Raw genomic sequence first — 15121 nt, forward strand, 5'->3', positions numbered from 1 at the left:
CTTGGCGACAGCTGCCTCGACAAGCCAAATCCTGTCGGATATGGGCGGCCCCCTGCAAAACCTTAAGGACGTTTATGACCCCGTTCCAGCTTGACGACGCTTCGATATTTCTCACGGGCGGCACCGGCTCCTTCGGCAAGGCTTTCGTTCGGCACGTCGTCCAGACCGCGAAGGCCCGGCGACTGGTAATTTTTTCGCGCGATGAACTTAAGCAGTTTGAAATGGCGCAGGAGTTTCCCGAATCGAAATATCCTTTCCTCCGCTATTTCATCGGCGATGTCCGTGATGTCGACCGCGTCCGCCGGGCAATGGAGGGCACCGATACGGTCATTCATGCCGCCGCGCTTAAACAGGTTCCAGCGGCGGAATATAATCCGTTCGAATGCATCAAGACCAATGTCATCGGCGCCCAGAACATCATTGAAGCCTGCCTCGACCTGGGCGTGAAGCGCGTCGTTGCGCTTTCGACCGACAAGGCGGCAGCACCGGTCAACCTCTATGGTGCGACGAAGCTCTGCTCGGACAAGCTGTTCATCGCCGCCAACAATATACGCGGTAGCCGCGACATCCGCTTCAGCGTGGTCCGCTACGGCAACGTCATGGGCAGCCGCGGTTCGGTCATTCCTTTCTTCCTCGGCCGCCGCGACCACGGCAGCCTGCCAATCACCGACCCGTCGATGACGCGTTTCAACATCTCGCTCGACGGCGGTGTTTCGCTGGTGATGTGGGCTCTAAATCATGCCGAGGGTGGTGAAATCTTCGTACCCAAGATTCCGTCCTATCGCGTCACCGATGTCGCAACCGCGGTCGCGCCGGCCGCGAAACAGGAAATCATCGGTATTCGTCCTGGTGAAAAGATCCACGAGGAAATGATCACCGCCAGCGACAGCCCCAACACTGTCGATCTCGGCAGCTATTTCGCCATCCTGCCGCCCGGCGACCCCGACGCGATCGACCGCTATTGCGACCGCGTGGGCGCCAAACTGGTTCCGGCGGGCTTCTCATACGACAGTGGCACGAACGAGGACTTCCTGTCGGTCGACGATATCCGCAGCCTAATCCAGCAGCATGTCGATTCCGCCTTTGCCGTTGACGGTCAGTAATGCGGCCTATCCCCTATAGCCGGCAGGAAATTAGCGACGCCGATATCGCGGCGGTTGTCAATACCCTCGGGTCGCCGTTTCTTACCCAAGGACCGGCGGTCGCGCGTTTCGAGGCCGACTTCGCGGCGCTCCACAGCGGCAACCACGCGGTCGCGGTGTGCAACGCGACTGCCGCGCTCCACCTCGCCTGCCTCGCGCTCGGCGTCGGCCCGGGCGATATCGTGTGGACGTCGCCGATCAGCTTCGTCGCATCGGCCAATTGCGCCCTCTATTGCGGCGCGGATGTCGATTTCGTCGACATCGACCCGGTGACCCGCAACATGTCGGTCGGCGCGCTCGCAGAACGGCTCTCCGCTGCCGAGCGCGACGGCCGGCTACCCAAGGTCGTGATCCCTGTCGATTTCTCCGGCCTGCCCTGCGACCTCAAGGAAATCCGGTCGCTCGCCGACCGCTATGGCTTCAGGATTGTTTCGGACAGCTCGCACGCCGTCGGCGCCACTTATCGCGGCGAACCGATCGGCCGCTATGCCGACATCAGCGTCTTCTCCTTTCATCCGGTGAAGATCGTGACGACCGGCGAAGGCGGACTGTGCCTGACCGACGACGCAGCACTCGCCAACCGCATACGGCTGTTGAGCAGCCACGGGATCACCCGCGACGCCGCGCAGATGCAAAGCGGTGGCGAGGGCGCCTGGTATTACGAGCAGATCGATCTCGGCTTCAACTATCGCATCACCGACATTCAGGCCGCGCTGGGCAGCTCGCAACTGACGAGCCTCGACGAGAAATTTCGTCGCCGGGACGATGCCGCGCGCCGCTACGACGACAAGCTCGCCGGGCTCCCTCTGAAGCTTCCGGTTCGACCGAACGATCGGCAATCGGCGCATCACCTATACGTCGTGGAAGTCGCCGACAGCACCTCGCGGGGCGACGTCTTCGCCGCACTGCGCGCCGACGGGATACTGGTGAACGTCCACTATATCCCGATCCACCTCCAGCCCTATTATCGGGCGCGCGGCTTCGCGCCCGGCGATTTTCCGGCCAGCGAGGCCTATTATGCCGGCGCGATCACGCTTCCGCTGTTTCCGTCGCTCGACCCGTCCGAACAGGATTATGTCGTCGATCGACTCAGCCGCGCGATCGGCGCCTGACGGCAAAATCCATGGAACTCGCGCTCGGTACGGTGCAGTTCGGCCTCGCCTATGGTTTTGCGGGTGGCAACCACCCTGTTTCGGAATCTGAAGCGCGGACCATATTGGCAGCGGCCTATGAAGGTGGCATCCGTCGCCTCGATACTGCGCCGGCCTATGGCGACATCGAAGAACGGCTCGGCGCGCTCTGCGGGCGGCTGGATTTCAGCATCGTCTCGAAGATTCCGGCAATGCCCGAAGGACTCGACAGCGCCGAGGCGGTGTCGTGGCTGCGCGCATCGGTCGACCTCAGTCGCCGGCGGCTAGGCGACCGGCTGTGCGGGATCATCTTCCACGACGCGTCACTGCCGATCGGGCCCCATGGCGCCGCGCTCCGCGAGGCCTTGGCCGACACGTTGGCAGGAAGCGGAATCCGCGTCGGGGCATCGCATTATTCAGCGGAAACGCTGCCCGGCGCAGCACTATGGCCGGACCATGTTATGGCTCAATTGCCCGGCAACGCCTACGATCAGCGCATCGACGGCCTCGCCGAAGCGCTTACGGACACCGAGGTTTCGATGCGCTCGGCGTTCCTGCAAGGCCTGCTCCTCGTTGACCGCGACCGGGCCGTCGCGCGCGTGCCCCAGGCGGCAGGCTGGCTCGCCCGCTGGGACCGATGGTGTGCGGAAGCCGGCCTATCGCGCCTCGCAGCTGCCTTGGCCGTTACGAAAAGCTTCGATACGGTCGATTATTGCCTCGTCGGCGTCGACAGCACGGCGCAGTTGCGCGATATCGTCACGGCGTGGAATGCGACATCGGCGATCGAGGCCCCCGAACTGGCGGGCGACGACCCGCACGTTCTTGATCCCCGGCAGTGGCGGAGCTGACATGTCCGATACCGTAGCGCTCATTCAGGCCCGCATGTCGAGCAGCCGCTTGCCTGGAAAGGTGCTCGCCGATCTCGGCGGCCTGCCGATGATCTGCTTCATGGCCGACCGCGTCCGTCGGGCTCGGGGAATCGACCTGGTCGCGGTGCTGACCAGCGACGACCCATCTGACGATCCGCTCGCGGCCGCAGCGGAGGCCCATGGCGTACCGGTAGTGCGCGGGCCGCTGAACGACGTTCTCGCACGCTATGTCGTCGGCGCCGACGTCTTTGACGCCAGGACCATTCTCCGGCTGACCGGCGATTGCCCGTTGATCGATCCGGCCCTGATCGCACAAGTGGTCGCGTTGCATCGGTCGGCCGGGGTCGACTATGCCAGCAATGTCGACCCGCCCGGCTTTGCCGACGGGATGGACACCGAATGCTTTACACGCGACCTGCTCGACCGCGCAGACCGGCTCGCCGTTTCGGGGCCCGAACGCGAACATGTGACGCTCTGGATGCGGGCGCCGGAAAGCGGTGCGTCGCGCGCAAACCTGACGGCCGCCGTCCCCGCTTCGCATCTGCGGCTGACCGTCGACTATCCCGACGATCTGGCGCTCGTTCGCCGGATCGTCGGGGCGCTGGGCGGCGAATGCGATTATTTCGACATTTTGCGGCTACTGCAACAGGATGCCGGCTTGCTGGAAGCCAACCCGCACGAACGGAACGAAGCCTTGAAAAGCTGATATCGGCTGTCTAGAGAACCGCCAACTGCCCTCCCCGCACCCCCATATTCCGGAGACTTTCCGATGCAACGCTGCAGCAAATGTGGCCTCCCCGAAACCCACGAAACCATCGCCTTCGACGACGAGGGCGTGTGCAACGTGTGCCGCCAGATCGAATTCAAGGAAAACCGGATCGATTGGGCCCAGAAGAAGGGCGAACTCGACGCCCTGATCGCCGAGCATCGCGGCAAATACGACTATGACTGCATCGTGCCCTTCAGCGGTGGCAAGGACAGCACCTGGACGCTCTACTATCTGGTGAAGGAATATGGGATCAAGCCGTTGGTCGTCCGCTTTGACCATGGCTTCTTCCGTCCCGGCCTCGAGGAAAACACCAAGAAGGTGTGTCGCGAGCTCGGCGTCGACATCATGACCTTCACCCCGAACTGGAAGGTCGTGCAGCAGCTGATGCTCCAGTCCTTCCTCGAAAAGGGCGATTTCTGCTGGCATTGCCACACCGGCATCTTTTCCTACCCCATGTGGGTTGCGCTGGAGAAGAAGGTTCCGCTGATCTTCTGGGGTGAGCCCTCGTCCGAATATACCGCCTATTTCAGCTACGAGCAGGAAGAGGAAGTCGACGAGAAGCGGTTCAACCGCTACGTCAATCTCGGCATCAGCGCCGACGACATGTTCGTGCGCCTCGGCGGCAAGGTCGACCCGCGCGATCTCAAATGCTTCTCATATCCGCCGCTCAAGGACCTGCGCGCGCTCAATTATCGGTCGGTCTGCCTCGGCTCGTACATTCCGTGGGATGTGCCGAAGCAGTCGAAGATCATCATGGACGAACTGGGTTGGCAGGGCGACGAGGTCGAGAACGTCCCTCCGCAATACCAGTATGAGAAGATCGAATGCCAGATGCAGGGCGTTCGCGATTACATCAAATATATCAAGCGCGGCTACACCCGCCCGTCGCATCTGGTGGCGATCGACGTTCGGCAGGGCAATATCACCCTGAACGAGGGGCAGCACCTGATCGACGAGTTCGAAAACCGCCGTCCGCCCAGCCTCGACAATTTTCTGAATTTCGTCGGCCTCAGCGAGGCGGAATTCAACCGCATCGCGATGGAGCACATGGTCTCGCCCTATCAGCACGATCCCGACGCGGTCCGCCCGGGCAAGAAGACCCACGATTTTGAACGCTGGTCGCGCGTCGGCGCGATGCCCAAGGGGGTGCGGGACGAAATGCTGGCGCGCTACGAAATGCGTACCGGCAAATCGTTCACCTTCGCCGACGACGAGGCCTGAGCGCCCTGATGACCGTTGTCGGCATCATCGATTATCGCGCAGGCAACATCCGGTCGATCCGAAACGCTTTCGAGCATATCGGTTGCGAGACGCGTCTCGTCACAGACGCGGCCGAGCTGGACGGCGTCAGCCATGTCATCCTGCCCGGCGTGGGCGCCTTCGCCTTCTGCATGCGACGGCTTTCCGAAAGCGGGATGCTGCCGGCGCTGGAACAATGGGCGCTTGTCGAACATCGCCCACTGCTCGGCATTTGCGTCGGAATGCAGTTGATGGCCCGCCGCGGGCTCGAGCTTGGCGATCATGAAGGACTGAACTGGATGGGCGGCAAGGTGCTGCCGCTGATCGCCAATGGCGCCCGGGTGCGCGTCCCGCACGTCGGCTGGAACGACGTGATGTTCGACGAGCCGTTCGGGGCCTTCGCTGCAGGCAGCAAGGCCGATTTCTATTTCGACCACAGCTTTGCCTTCTTCGATCCCGAGTTCGGCGAGACGATCGGCCGTTGCACCCATGGCCAGGATTTCGCCGCGGTCATCCGCCGCGGCAATGTCGTCGCGGCACAGTTCCACCCCGAAAAGAGCCAGGATGCCGGCATCCGGTTCCTCGAAGGCTTCCTCGCGCTGTAATCGCCATGCTGAAGAAACGCCTCATCCCCAAGCTACTGATCCAGCACCGCCAGATCGGTTCGATGGTTCGGCCGGTGCTCGTCACGACGCGCCAGTTCGATCAGTCCTTCGACGTCGGCGACCCCGTCTCGCAAGCGAAAATATATCAGGCGCAGATGGCCGACGAGCTCATCGTCCTGAACATCGACCGGACCCCGATCGGTTCCGACGAGCTTCTTCTCGGGATCATCGAACGGCTCGCCAGCGAAACCTTCATGCCGCTCGCCGTGGGCGGCGGCGTTAGCAGCGCCGAGGACTTCGGTCGGCTGCTCGACCACGGTGCCGACAAGGTGGTGATCAACACCGTCGCCGCGGAGAATCCGGACATCATCGACGCCGCGGCCGGGCAGTTCGGTGCGCAATGTGTCGTCGTCTCGATCGACTATCGCCGCGACGACGACGGCACCCCGCGCGTCCATACCGACCGGGCCTCGCGCCGCACCGAGCGCAGCGTCGTCGAATGGGCGCACGAAGCGGCGCAGCGCGGCGCGGGGGAGATCGTGCTGGTCGACGCCGACCGCGACGGCACGGGAAAAGGGCTCGATTGCGCGCTATGCGCTGAAGTCGCCTACAGCTTGCCCATTCCGGTCATCCTTTCGGGCGGCTGTGGCATCGCAAGCCATTTTTCGGACGGCGTATTGGACGGCGGTGCGGAGGCGATCTCCGCTGGCACCTTTTTCGCGTTTCGCGATCAGAACCCGATCCAGACCCGCTCGCACGTCCGCAACAGCGGCATCGACATCCGCATGGAAACCTGATGCGGATCGATTCGGCACCCCATTGGGAAAATGACGTCGTACGGCTCGCCGTTCTGACCCCCGAAGATGTCAGCGACTCCTATGTCGCCTGGCTCAACGACCCCGAAATCAATCGCTATCTCGAAAGCCGTTTCGTGGTCCATGATCACAACGGTGTTGCCGCCTATATCGAATCGATGCTGGCCAGCCCGGCATCGCTGTTCCTTGCGATCCATTCGAAGGCGCTCGGTCAGCATGTCGGCAATATCAAGATCGGACCGATCGACCGCCATCACGGACTGGGCGAGATCGGCCTGATGATCGGTGCGCGGGCCGCCTGGGGGCGCGGCATCGCGACTCATGCCATCGCGGCGGTCGCCGACATCGGCTTCCGCGACCTCGGGCTGCGCAAGCTCACCGCGGGCTGCTATGCCGACAACAAGGGCAGCCAGATCGCGTTCGAACGCGCCGGTTTCATGGTCGAGGCCATTCGCCGCGCGCATTTTGTTTCGGACGGACGCCTCGAGGATCTCGTGCTGCTTGCCCGCTTCGCCGACAATTGACGGGTCATCGGCCCGACCACGACAGGAGTATCGACAATGCGCCATTTCGACCGTTCGGAAGCCATGCTTGCCCGGGCGGAAAATGTCATCCCGCTGGGAAGCCAGACGTTCAGCAAAAGCCGAACGCAATTCCCGGTCGGCGTGTCGCCGCTCTACCTCGATCGAGGCAAGGGCAGCCACGTCTGGGATGTCGACGGAAACGAATATGTCGATTTCATCAGCAGTCTCTGCTCGGTAACGCTCGGCTACGCCGATCCTGACGTCGACGGCGCGGTTCGCGACCAGCTCGATCGCGGCGTCATCCTGTCGCTTCCAGCTTCGCTGGAGGCCGAAGTCGCCGAGCTGATCTGCGAGATGGTGCCGTGCGCGGAAAAGGTCCGGTTCGGCAAGAACGGCTCTGACGCGACCTCGGGCGCCATCCGGATCGCGCGCGCCTTCACCGGCCGCGACCATGTGGCCGTCTGCGGCTATCACGGCTGGCAGGACTGGTACATCGGCACGACGGCGCGCAATCGCGGTGTGCCGGCGGCGACCCGCGAGCTCTCGCACCCGTTCCTGTACAATGACCTCGCATCGCTTGAACGCGTCTTTGCCGAATGGCCGGACCATATCGCTGCGGTGATCCTCGAACCGATGAACATCGAATATCCGGCGCCCGGTTTCCTCGAAGGAGTGCGCGAGCTGGCGACGCGGCACGGCGCAATTCTCGTATTCGACGAGACGATCACGGGCTTCCGCTATGCCAACGGCGGGGCGCAGGAACTCTTCGGCGTCATGCCCGATCTCGCGACATTCGGCAAAGGGCTGGCGAACGGCTACCCGGTATCGGCCGTCGCCGGGCGCGCCGACGTGATGCAGATGATGGAAGAGGTCTTCTTTTCCTTCACCTTCGGCGGAGAACTCCTGTCGCTAGCCGCGGCGAAGGCAACGCTCGAAAAGCTGAAGCGCGAACCCGTCGTCACGCGGATCGGCGCGCTCGGCGAAGGATTGAAATCCGCGGTGCGTTCGATCATCGACGAAACGCAGATTGCGCATGTCCTCGACATCAAGGGCCATCCGAGCTGGTCGTTCCTGACCATCAGCGACCAGCCCGGCGCGAGCAGCTTCGCGATCAAGACCTGGCTGATGCAGGAATGGCATCAGCGCGGCATTCTGAGCTACGGCACGCACAACCTCAGTTTCGCGCATGGCGACACGGATCTCGCGGCGCTGCTCGACACCTATCGAGTATTGTTCCCGCGGCTCCGAGACCTGCTTGCCGCCGGCACGCTCCTCGAAGCGCTGCGCTGCCCGCCGCTCGAACCCCTCTTCAAGGTTCGCTGACCGGATCGGAGCAGGCCGTGCAGATCATCGTCCGTGCCGACGCATCTCCCCGTATCGGGATCGGCCATGTCCGCCGGTGCCTGACGCTCGCACGGGCGCTTCGAAAATTCGGCGCTGATGTCCGGTTCGCGGTCCAGGAATGGGGCGCTGACCTTGCGCCGCTTCTCGCCGAATTCGCCGACGGCGCACTGCGCCTCCCTTCGCCCCTCCCGGAACAGGATGCCGATCCGGTAAGCTGGCTCCCGCACGGGCAGGTCCATGATTTCCAGGAGTTGCTGGCAGCACTCGCTCGCGGGCGGCCGGACTGGATCATCGTCGATCATTACGCGCTGGATGCCGAATGGCACGATCTGGCCCGCTACGAACTCGGTTGCAGAATTCTGGTGATCGACGATCTCGCCGATCGTCCGCTCCGCGCCGACCTCGTCGTCGACCCCAACTGGGATCGCGATCACCGGACCAAATATCGCGATGTGGTCGGCGAGGCCGAGTTACTCGGCGGCCCGCACTATGCCCTGATCGATCCGCGCTACGGGACCGGCGAGCCTCACGAACAATCGAACGGCGTGGCATCGATAGGCCTGTTCATGGGCGGGACCGACCCGGCCCGCGCGACGGTCCCCGTTCTCGAAACGGTGCGAGCTGCAGGGTTCGGTGGCAAAATCGGTATCGTCACGTCGGGGATGAACCCCAACATTGCTTCGATTCAAGCTGCCGCCAGCACCGACGGTGACGTCGAAGTCGACGTAGACCTTCCCGATCTCACGGCCTTTTTTCGGCATCACGACCTCTTCATTCTGGCGGCGGGCGGCACCACGTGGGAACGCATGGCCAGCGCCGCTCCAGCCATCGCGGTCATCACCGCGGAGAACCAGCGCGAGATCGCCAACCAGCTTGCGGACGAGGGTCTCCAGTGGCTGGTACAGGCCGGCGACTGGGCGTCGCTGCGCGCAATGCTGCCTGCGATCCTCGCCGATCCGGACGGCCGACTGGAGCAGGCCCGGCGCTGCCGAAAACTCGTCGATGCCAGGGGCGCGGAGCGCGTGGCGGCGGCTTTGCTGACCCTCGACGATGCTTCTGTGACGACGCGGCGGGCGACACGCGACGATGCGGCGGCCATCCTCGCGTGGCGTAACGATCCCTATGTCCGTGCGGTATCGCGCGACGCTCGTATAATCGAATGGGAGGCGCATCGTGCATGGTTCGAACGCATCGCCGCGTCGCCGGACCATCTCCTGCTGATCGCGGAGAAAAACGGCGTTCCGATCGGGGTCGTCCGATTCGATCGCCTTGCCGATCGGCACTACGAAATTTCACTCTATCTCAACCCGATCGTCACCGGCCGGCGGCTCGGCCTTCCGATGATTAGGGCGGCACAGCAGGCGCTCAGCCGCAAGGAGGGGCGCGATCTCGTCATTCTGGCCGAGACATTGCCCGGAAACGCTGTTTCGCAGCGCCTGTTCCGCAATGCCGGCTATGCGCAGTCAGGCGATCGCTTCGAACTACAGCTTCTCTTCCGGCCCTGAGCGATGCTTGTCCCGCCGTTCGGAGCGGGATAGGGAGCGGTCACCCCCCGCGGCGACCGCGAGCGCGACGCCTCACCTTTTTGATATCTGGATAACAGGAATAGCGAGATGAAAATTGGCAACCGGGAGATTGGTGCGGGTCACCGCCCCTATTTGATCGCCGAAATGTCGGGCAACCATAACAACTCGCTCGACCGCGCGCTGGAAATCGTCGACGCTGCCGCCGCGTCGGGCGCCGATGCGATCAAGCTGCAGACCTATACCGCCGACACGATGACGCTAGACCTGCACACGGCGGATTTCATCATCGACGACCCCAAGAGCCTGTGGAACGGGCGCAATCTCTATGACCTTTATGATGAGGCGCATACGCCGTGGGACTGGCATGCGCCGATCATGGAGCGGGCAAAATCGCTCGGGATCGCGTGCTTCTCTTCGCCCTTCGACCATAGCGCCGTCGACTTCCTCGAAACGCTCGACGTGCCGGCCTACAAGATCGCTTCGTTCGAACTCGTCGACATTCCGCTGATTGAGCGCGTCGCAGCGACTGGAAAACCGATGATCATGTCGACCGGGATGGCAACCGTGGCCGAGATCGGCGAAGCCGTGCTCGCCGCGCGGCGCGCGGGCGCCCAGGACATCATCCTGCTCAAATGCACCAGCACCTATCCTGCCGAACCGATGAACACGAACCTCGCCACCATTCCGGCGATGCGGCAGACTTTCGGATGTGAGGTCGGCCTGTCGGATCACACCATGGGCACGGGCGTTTCGGTCGCTTCGGTCGCGCTCGGTGCGCCGTTGATCGAAAAGCACTTCACCTTGGCGCGCGCCGACGGCGGCGTCGACAGCGCCTTTTCGATGGAACCCTCGGAGTTTCTAGCCTTGCGCGTCGAATGCGACCGCGCTTGGCAGGCCATCGGTGGGATCGCCTTTGGCGGCACACCGGCCGAGGACGGCTCGCGCATCTTCCGTCGCTCGCTCTATATCGCGAAGGACATGCAAGCAGGTGATATGCTGACGGCCGAGAATCTCCGCGCGATACGGCCCGGCTACGGCTTGCCGCCGAAGTTTCTTGCGACTCTGATCGGCAAGCCGGTGGCGCGCGCAGTTTCGGCCGGCACGCCCGCCAGTTGGTCGCTGTTCATACCCATCGAAGATTGATCGCCGCGTCCGTCATCCGCGGCTGGCGGAAAAGCTACGGGCGACGAAGATCCGCACGATCAGGAACCACAGGCACGCCGACAGCGCCGACAGAACAGCGACACCGGGATCGTGCGGTCCGGCCATCCCGACCAGTGCAATAAAGCCGGTCACCGCAACGCTGTTTGCGATTGCTAGCGACGAGTAACGATTGGTAGCCTGGAGCATGATCGAATAGGGATTGAAGAAGAAGATCAACGCGAGGACGGTCACAGCCAATCCGGTCGAATATTCGGTGGCGATACCATAGATCAACATATTGAGCTGCACCGCCAGATACCCGCCCGCGGCGACCGTGAAGATTACGATCGGCACCGCAAACCGCTCATAATATTTCGCGCGGGCGAACAGGGCGGACCGATCGGCTTCCGACATGCGGACGACCATCCGATGGAAGTGAACGCCCAACAGGAACGCTCCCTGCGCCGCGATCATCTTGGGTAGCAGCAGTTTGGTCAGAATGCCGAGCTGCTCCAGCGTTAGCGCCGCTACGCCGAACAGGCGCTCTTGGTTGAAGAACAGCATGCCCGATGCGGCGGAAGCAATCGCGGTCAAGCCGAGCTTGAAATGCGCGGCGAAAACCGCCGGCACTTCGCGGGCGGTCGTCCAGCGCAGCTTCAATATCCCGACGTGCCAGGCATAGAAGAGCAGGATCGGCAGCGCGACCACCTCGCCCCATAGCGCCATCTTCGCAAGCGGCGGCGTGAAGAAGCCGAGGATCACGATGTCGAGGATGACGACAATCGACTTGATGAAATAAGCAATCGGATGCGTAAAGCTGCTGCGCGACGACCGGCACGCCGACAGCACCATCATGTTGGACGCGGCGCAAAACAGCGTCAGAAAGATCGAGACGAACGCGAACAGCGAAATTGCAGAGGCGATGGCCGCTACGGTCGCCGCGCTTGCGAGCAGCAGCCCCATGCCCGTAAGGAAGAACAGGCCGATCCTGCGACTTTGCCTCGACACGCGACCGGGATGGAAGAGCGGCTGGTTATAAATCAGCTGGGAAAAGCCCAGCGCGCCGAACTCGGTGAACAGGGTCGCGAGGAGCAAGATCGTCGAAACCGCGCCGAAGTCGGTATTGCCGAGCAGAAAGGACAGTATGATAATGCGAAGCGCGTGGATGACTGTGGCCATCGCAAGCAACAGGGTCGACGAGAAGAAATACTGCATCCCGCCTATCGATCGCCGTATTTGAGCAGCGCACGCGCCTTCTCTACCAAGGTCGGTCGCCGCTCGATCGGAGCGCCAACCGGCGCTTCGTTCTTTCCGGGGGACATCAGGGTGTCGAATTCGAGCTGGCGCACGATATCGCCGAAATCCCCGCCCTCGAACGCCTGTTGCTCGCCGGACGATACCGCCTTCAGGTGATTGACGAATGTCGGCGCGACCCGGTCCATGGCGTGGATGAACTTCACGATCTGACGACGGCGCGTCGCGTCATCAGGCAGATCGATTGGCTGGCCGGGGCCAAGTAACGTCGGGCAGACACCAGCAGTCTGATAGGTGCTGACCGCTAGCGATATCACCGGTTTGCCGCGCCACACGGCCTCCATGACCGAACTTCCGGCGTTCAGGACAACAAGGTCGGACGCTTCGATCAGCGTCGATGTGTGGATTGCGGAGGTCGGCTCGACGTAGCGAATTCCCCGCCGCGCGCAATAGTCGCGATAATGCTCGTCGGCCCGATTGCCAAAGCTTACACCGACTCGCTGCGCCCATATCGGATGGCCGCGGATCAGGAAATCCTCGAAGGGGACATCGAGCGCCGACTGCAGATAGTCGATCGCCTCGAAATTATCGACCCATTCGACCCGCCAGTCGCTGTGCCCCCAGATTTCGTAGTTGCTCGAGGGAAGAACCAGCACCTTCGGCGCTTTCCCGATCTGGCTTATGAGGTCCGAGTAATTTCCTTCGCCGCGCTTCTGGAAATCGCGCCACTCGTTGCTGCCGGTCCGGTGGACACGCCCCGCGATGATCCGCTCGGCGCGGACCCGATCCTCTTCGGCGAGTTCGGAATCGCCGACGATTCTACACATGTCATGAATATGACGTAGCCCCAGGCAGTTCTCGCGGGGCAGCAGCATCAGCCCGTCGCCAAACCACGACCGCTCGTAGGACATGAAGTCGACGCCGCAAGCCGTCGCCGCATCGACCACTCCCTTGAGTATGTCGATACGACCATTGAAGAGGAGGATCAGGTCGACGTTGCAGCTCTCGATCCATTTCACGGCCGAGTGATAGCCAGCCCGATACGCGTGCAGCAGGCCGCGTCCGCCGATATCCGGACTGACGTCGCTTGCCACCTCGGCTCGAACCAGCGCTGCGCGGTTGGAGATTATTGCCTGTTCTTCGCCTTCGACTGGAATGTCCTTGGTCGACCAGTCGATCGCGAATTGCCGGTGCGAACGCGCTTTCGCGCTGCGCCCCAATCGGCATTTGACACAATGGTCGACCGATCCGAAGCCGACCGTCTGATATTGCTTATCGTAGCATTTCTCCAGCGACCCGTTGCAGACGAGTTCGCTGGTTTCCGCGCCATTGTCGCTGGCCAGCGTCAACAAATAGTCGCGCTGGAAGGCGTGGGGGCGCCACGGATAGATTTGGACGACCCCGACATGCCGATACTGCCGTCTGTCCGAGGCTTTGTTCATCTTCCGGCCTCGCGGGCCGGGAGCTCTTTCAGGAAGACGAGTTCGAAACCCAGCGCCCGCGCGAAAATCGACGCGGCAGCAATGGCCGAGATGGCCATGATCGACAGGAGAAGCACCGGCAGATTGGCAGGACTGATCAAAACGCACAGCAGCAGCGCCGCAGCGATGTAGCAAAAGGCAACCCGGCCAAAGAACAAATTTCCCGCGCGCATCGCCCGCTGAAACAGCCCCAGCATGAAGCCCAGCAATGCAAATCCGATAGCCATGGCCAGATAACCGAAGTCGTAGACCACGCTTGCCGCGGCCGGGATGAAATATCCGTCATAGTCGGTCGCGGTGAGTTGATAGCCGAACCTGCTCAGGAACATGTCCTGAAAACCCGAAAAGGCGGTCGATACGCCCGGATTGACGTCGACAATGATGACGTTGCCCACCCACGCCACATGGAAGGCGTACAGAAGGACGGCGGTCCCGAAATTTGAAACATCGTCAACGCTTTCCAGTCCACTCGAATAGGGGATCGAATAGCATTGCGCCATGATCTCGATCGCTGGTTGCGCGAGGTGGATGCAGAGCTGGCTCAGATAGTCGCCAGCGCTCGCCGCGCCAAATGCTGTCGCGCGCAGCGCGAAGATCGCACCGAACAGAATCGCCACGACAATGCCGCCGACGATGAGCCGGGCTCTCGTCAGAAAGCTAGGCAGCCGCGGCAGACCGATCGCGCCTCGCCCAAGCATCGCCGCCGCAGCTACGGCGACCGCAATCAGCAGCGCAGTGCGCCCGCCCGTGATATAAGTCAGACCGAGCATTCCGGCGATCACGAGCCCAAGAACGATGAAGCGTTCCCGCCCCCATTTTTCCCAGTCGAATATCATATTGATGAGCGGAAGATACACGGCCGCCGAGAAAATATTCCCCGCGACGCTGATCAGGCCGCCACGTTCACCCACGCGGTTGAATTCGGCGCGGGCGGCCGCGATCCCCAAATTGACATAGTCGATACCGCGAATCTCGGTCCGGTCGTAAAACATGGCCCACAGGCCGAGCAGAGCAATCACAGCCACGATGATATTGAACAGAGCCGAGGTCGGCCGCCTGTTGGCCCTATCGACCGACCGCAGCGAGGCGACGGTATAGCCGCCCAGCGCTGCGTAGCTCGCACCGGTCAGCAGAAGGACAAAACCGATCGCCCAGAATTTGAACATCAGCCCGGTGTAGAGGGCCGCAATAAGCGCAAAGCCGATCGTAAACCAAACGATCGACAGCATCGGCGACCGCATCGCAGAGCCTCCCAGTACAGGTATGGCTTCGCGCCCCAT

14 protein-coding genes are annotated in these 15121 nt (G+C 62.4%); 11 read left to right on the top strand and 3 right to left on the bottom strand.

The window, feature by feature from the left end:
* The first annotated feature begins 74 nt into the window (after positions 1 to 74).
* The 11 genes from pseB to pseI all read left to right on the top strand — a co-directional run bounded on the left by pseB (position 75) and on the right by pseI (position 11106).
* Positions 75 to 1103: a UDP-N-acetylglucosamine 4,6-dehydratase (inverting) gene (gene pseB, locus QOL79_RS10640; RefSeq protein ID WP_282947662.1), complete on the top strand. Its 1029-nt coding sequence runs from the start codon at positions 75 to 77 to the stop codon at positions 1101 to 1103.
* Positions 1103 to 2254: a UDP-4-amino-4,6-dideoxy-N-acetyl-beta-L-altrosamine transaminase gene (gene pseC / locus QOL79_RS10645; protein WP_282947661.1), complete on the top strand. Its 1152-nt coding sequence runs from the start codon at positions 1103 to 1105 to the stop codon at positions 2252 to 2254. Before pseB ends, pseC begins: the two co-directional genes overlap by 1 nt.
* Positions 2255 to 2265: 11 nt before the next feature.
* Positions 2266 to 3120, top strand: coding sequence for an aldo/keto reductase (locus tag QOL79_RS10650; RefSeq protein WP_282947660.1), 855 nt, complete (start codon positions 2266 to 2268; stop codon positions 3118 to 3120).
* A 1-nt stretch (position 3121) separates the two neighbouring features.
* Positions 3122 to 3847 (top strand): cytidylyltransferase domain-containing protein, encoded by a 726-nt coding sequence (locus tag QOL79_RS10655; protein ID WP_282947659.1) that lies wholly within the window; start codon positions 3122 to 3124, stop codon positions 3845 to 3847.
* Positions 3848 to 3910: 63 nt separating this feature from the next.
* Complete coding sequence (locus tag QOL79_RS10660) at positions 3911 to 5131, top strand: N-acetyl sugar amidotransferase (RefSeq protein WP_282947658.1); 1221 nt, start codon at positions 3911 to 3913, stop codon at positions 5129 to 5131.
* 8 nt (positions 5132 to 5139) lie between these two features.
* On the top strand, positions 5140 to 5754 hold the full coding sequence (gene hisH, locus QOL79_RS10665; RefSeq protein WP_282947657.1) for an imidazole glycerol phosphate synthase subunit HisH: 615 nt from the start codon (positions 5140 to 5142) through the stop codon (positions 5752 to 5754).
* 5 nt (positions 5755 to 5759) lie between these two features.
* The gene (hisF, locus tag QOL79_RS10670; RefSeq protein WP_282947656.1) at positions 5760 to 6551 is read left to right on the top strand and encodes an imidazole glycerol phosphate synthase subunit HisF; all 792 of its coding nucleotides are present in this window, start codon (positions 5760 to 5762) and stop codon (positions 6549 to 6551) included.
* The gene (locus QOL79_RS10675) at positions 6551 to 7093 is read left to right on the top strand and encodes a GNAT family N-acetyltransferase (protein WP_282947655.1); all 543 of its coding nucleotides are present in this window, start codon (positions 6551 to 6553) and stop codon (positions 7091 to 7093) included. The genes hisF and QOL79_RS10675 overlap by 1 nt, the downstream gene beginning before the upstream one ends.
* Positions 7094 to 7129: 36 nt before the next feature.
* Complete coding sequence (locus QOL79_RS10680) at positions 7130 to 8416, top strand: aminotransferase class III-fold pyridoxal phosphate-dependent enzyme (protein WP_282947654.1); 1287 nt, start codon at positions 7130 to 7132, stop codon at positions 8414 to 8416.
* Positions 8417 to 8433: 17 nt separating this feature from the next.
* On the top strand, positions 8434 to 9942 hold the full coding sequence (pseG, locus tag QOL79_RS10685) for a UDP-2,4-diacetamido-2,4,6-trideoxy-beta-L-altropyranose hydrolase (RefSeq protein ID WP_282947653.1): 1509 nt from the start codon (positions 8434 to 8436) through the stop codon (positions 9940 to 9942).
* 108 nt (positions 9943 to 10050) lie between these two features.
* The gene (pseI, locus tag QOL79_RS10690; RefSeq protein ID WP_282947652.1) at positions 10051 to 11106 is read left to right on the top strand and encodes a pseudaminic acid synthase; all 1056 of its coding nucleotides are present in this window, start codon (positions 10051 to 10053) and stop codon (positions 11104 to 11106) included.
* Between the two features lie 12 nt (positions 11107 to 11118).
* Here pseI and QOL79_RS10695 read toward each other — a convergent pair whose 3' ends face one another.
* From QOL79_RS10695 to QOL79_RS10705, 3 genes are read right to left on the bottom strand one after another with little or no spacing between them, the layout of a single operon-like run.
* The gene (locus QOL79_RS10695; RefSeq protein ID WP_283419583.1) at positions 11119 to 12321 is read right to left on the bottom strand and encodes a hypothetical protein; all 1203 of its coding nucleotides are present in this window, start codon (positions 12319 to 12321) and stop codon (positions 11119 to 11121) included.
* Between the two features lie 5 nt (positions 12322 to 12326).
* Positions 12327 to 13802 carry a hypothetical protein gene (locus QOL79_RS10700; protein WP_283419584.1) on the bottom strand — a complete coding sequence of 492 codons (1476 nt, stop codon included), beginning with the start codon at positions 13800 to 13802 and terminating at the stop codon, positions 12327 to 12329.
* The gene (locus QOL79_RS10705; RefSeq protein ID WP_283419585.1) at positions 13799 to 15070 is read right to left on the bottom strand and encodes a hypothetical protein; all 1272 of its coding nucleotides are present in this window, start codon (positions 15068 to 15070) and stop codon (positions 13799 to 13801) included. Before QOL79_RS10705 ends, QOL79_RS10700 begins: the two co-directional genes overlap by 4 nt.
* Positions 15071 to 15121: the final 51 nt, after the last annotated feature.

This window comes from Sphingopyxis sp. Geo48, from assembly GCF_949769155.1.
GTDB lineage: Bacteria > Pseudomonadota > Alphaproteobacteria > Sphingomonadales > Sphingomonadaceae > Sphingopyxis.

Bases quoted from the DNA above. Each gene is read 5' to 3' on its own strand.
- pseB (WP_282947662.1), top strand. From the start codon at position 75: ATGACCCCGTTCCAGCTTGACGACGCTTCGATATTTCTCACGGGCGGC.
- pseC (WP_282947661.1), top strand. From the start codon at position 1,103: ATGCGGCCTATCCCCTATAGCCGGCAGGAAATTAGCGACGCCGATATC.
- QOL79_RS10650 (WP_282947660.1), top strand. From the start codon at position 2,266: ATGGAACTCGCGCTCGGTACGGTGCAGTTCGGCCTCGCCTATGGTTTT.
- QOL79_RS10655 (WP_282947659.1), top strand. From the start codon at position 3,122: ATGTCCGATACCGTAGCGCTCATTCAGGCCCGCATGTCGAGCAGCCGC.
- QOL79_RS10660 (WP_282947658.1), top strand. From the start codon at position 3,911: ATGCAACGCTGCAGCAAATGTGGCCTCCCCGAAACCCACGAAACCATC.
- hisH (WP_282947657.1), top strand. From the start codon at position 5,140: ATGACCGTTGTCGGCATCATCGATTATCGCGCAGGCAACATCCGGTCG.
- hisF (WP_282947656.1), top strand. From the start codon at position 5,760: ATGCTGAAGAAACGCCTCATCCCCAAGCTACTGATCCAGCACCGCCAG.
- QOL79_RS10675 (WP_282947655.1), top strand. From the start codon at position 6,551: ATGCGGATCGATTCGGCACCCCATTGGGAAAATGACGTCGTACGGCTC.
- QOL79_RS10680 (WP_282947654.1), top strand. From the start codon at position 7,130: ATGCGCCATTTCGACCGTTCGGAAGCCATGCTTGCCCGGGCGGAAAAT.
- pseI (WP_282947652.1), top strand. From the start codon at position 10,051: ATGAAAATTGGCAACCGGGAGATTGGTGCGGGTCACCGCCCCTATTTG.
- QOL79_RS10695 (WP_283419583.1), bottom strand. From the start codon at position 12,321: ATGCAGTATTTCTTCTCGTCGACCCTGTTGCTTGCGATGGCCACAGTC.
- QOL79_RS10700 (WP_283419584.1), bottom strand. From the start codon at position 13,802: ATGAACAAAGCCTCGGACAGACGGCAGTATCGGCATGTCGGGGTCGTC.
- QOL79_RS10705 (WP_283419585.1), bottom strand. From the start codon at position 15,070: ATGCTGTCGATCGTTTGGTTTACGATCGGCTTTGCGCTTATTGCGGCC.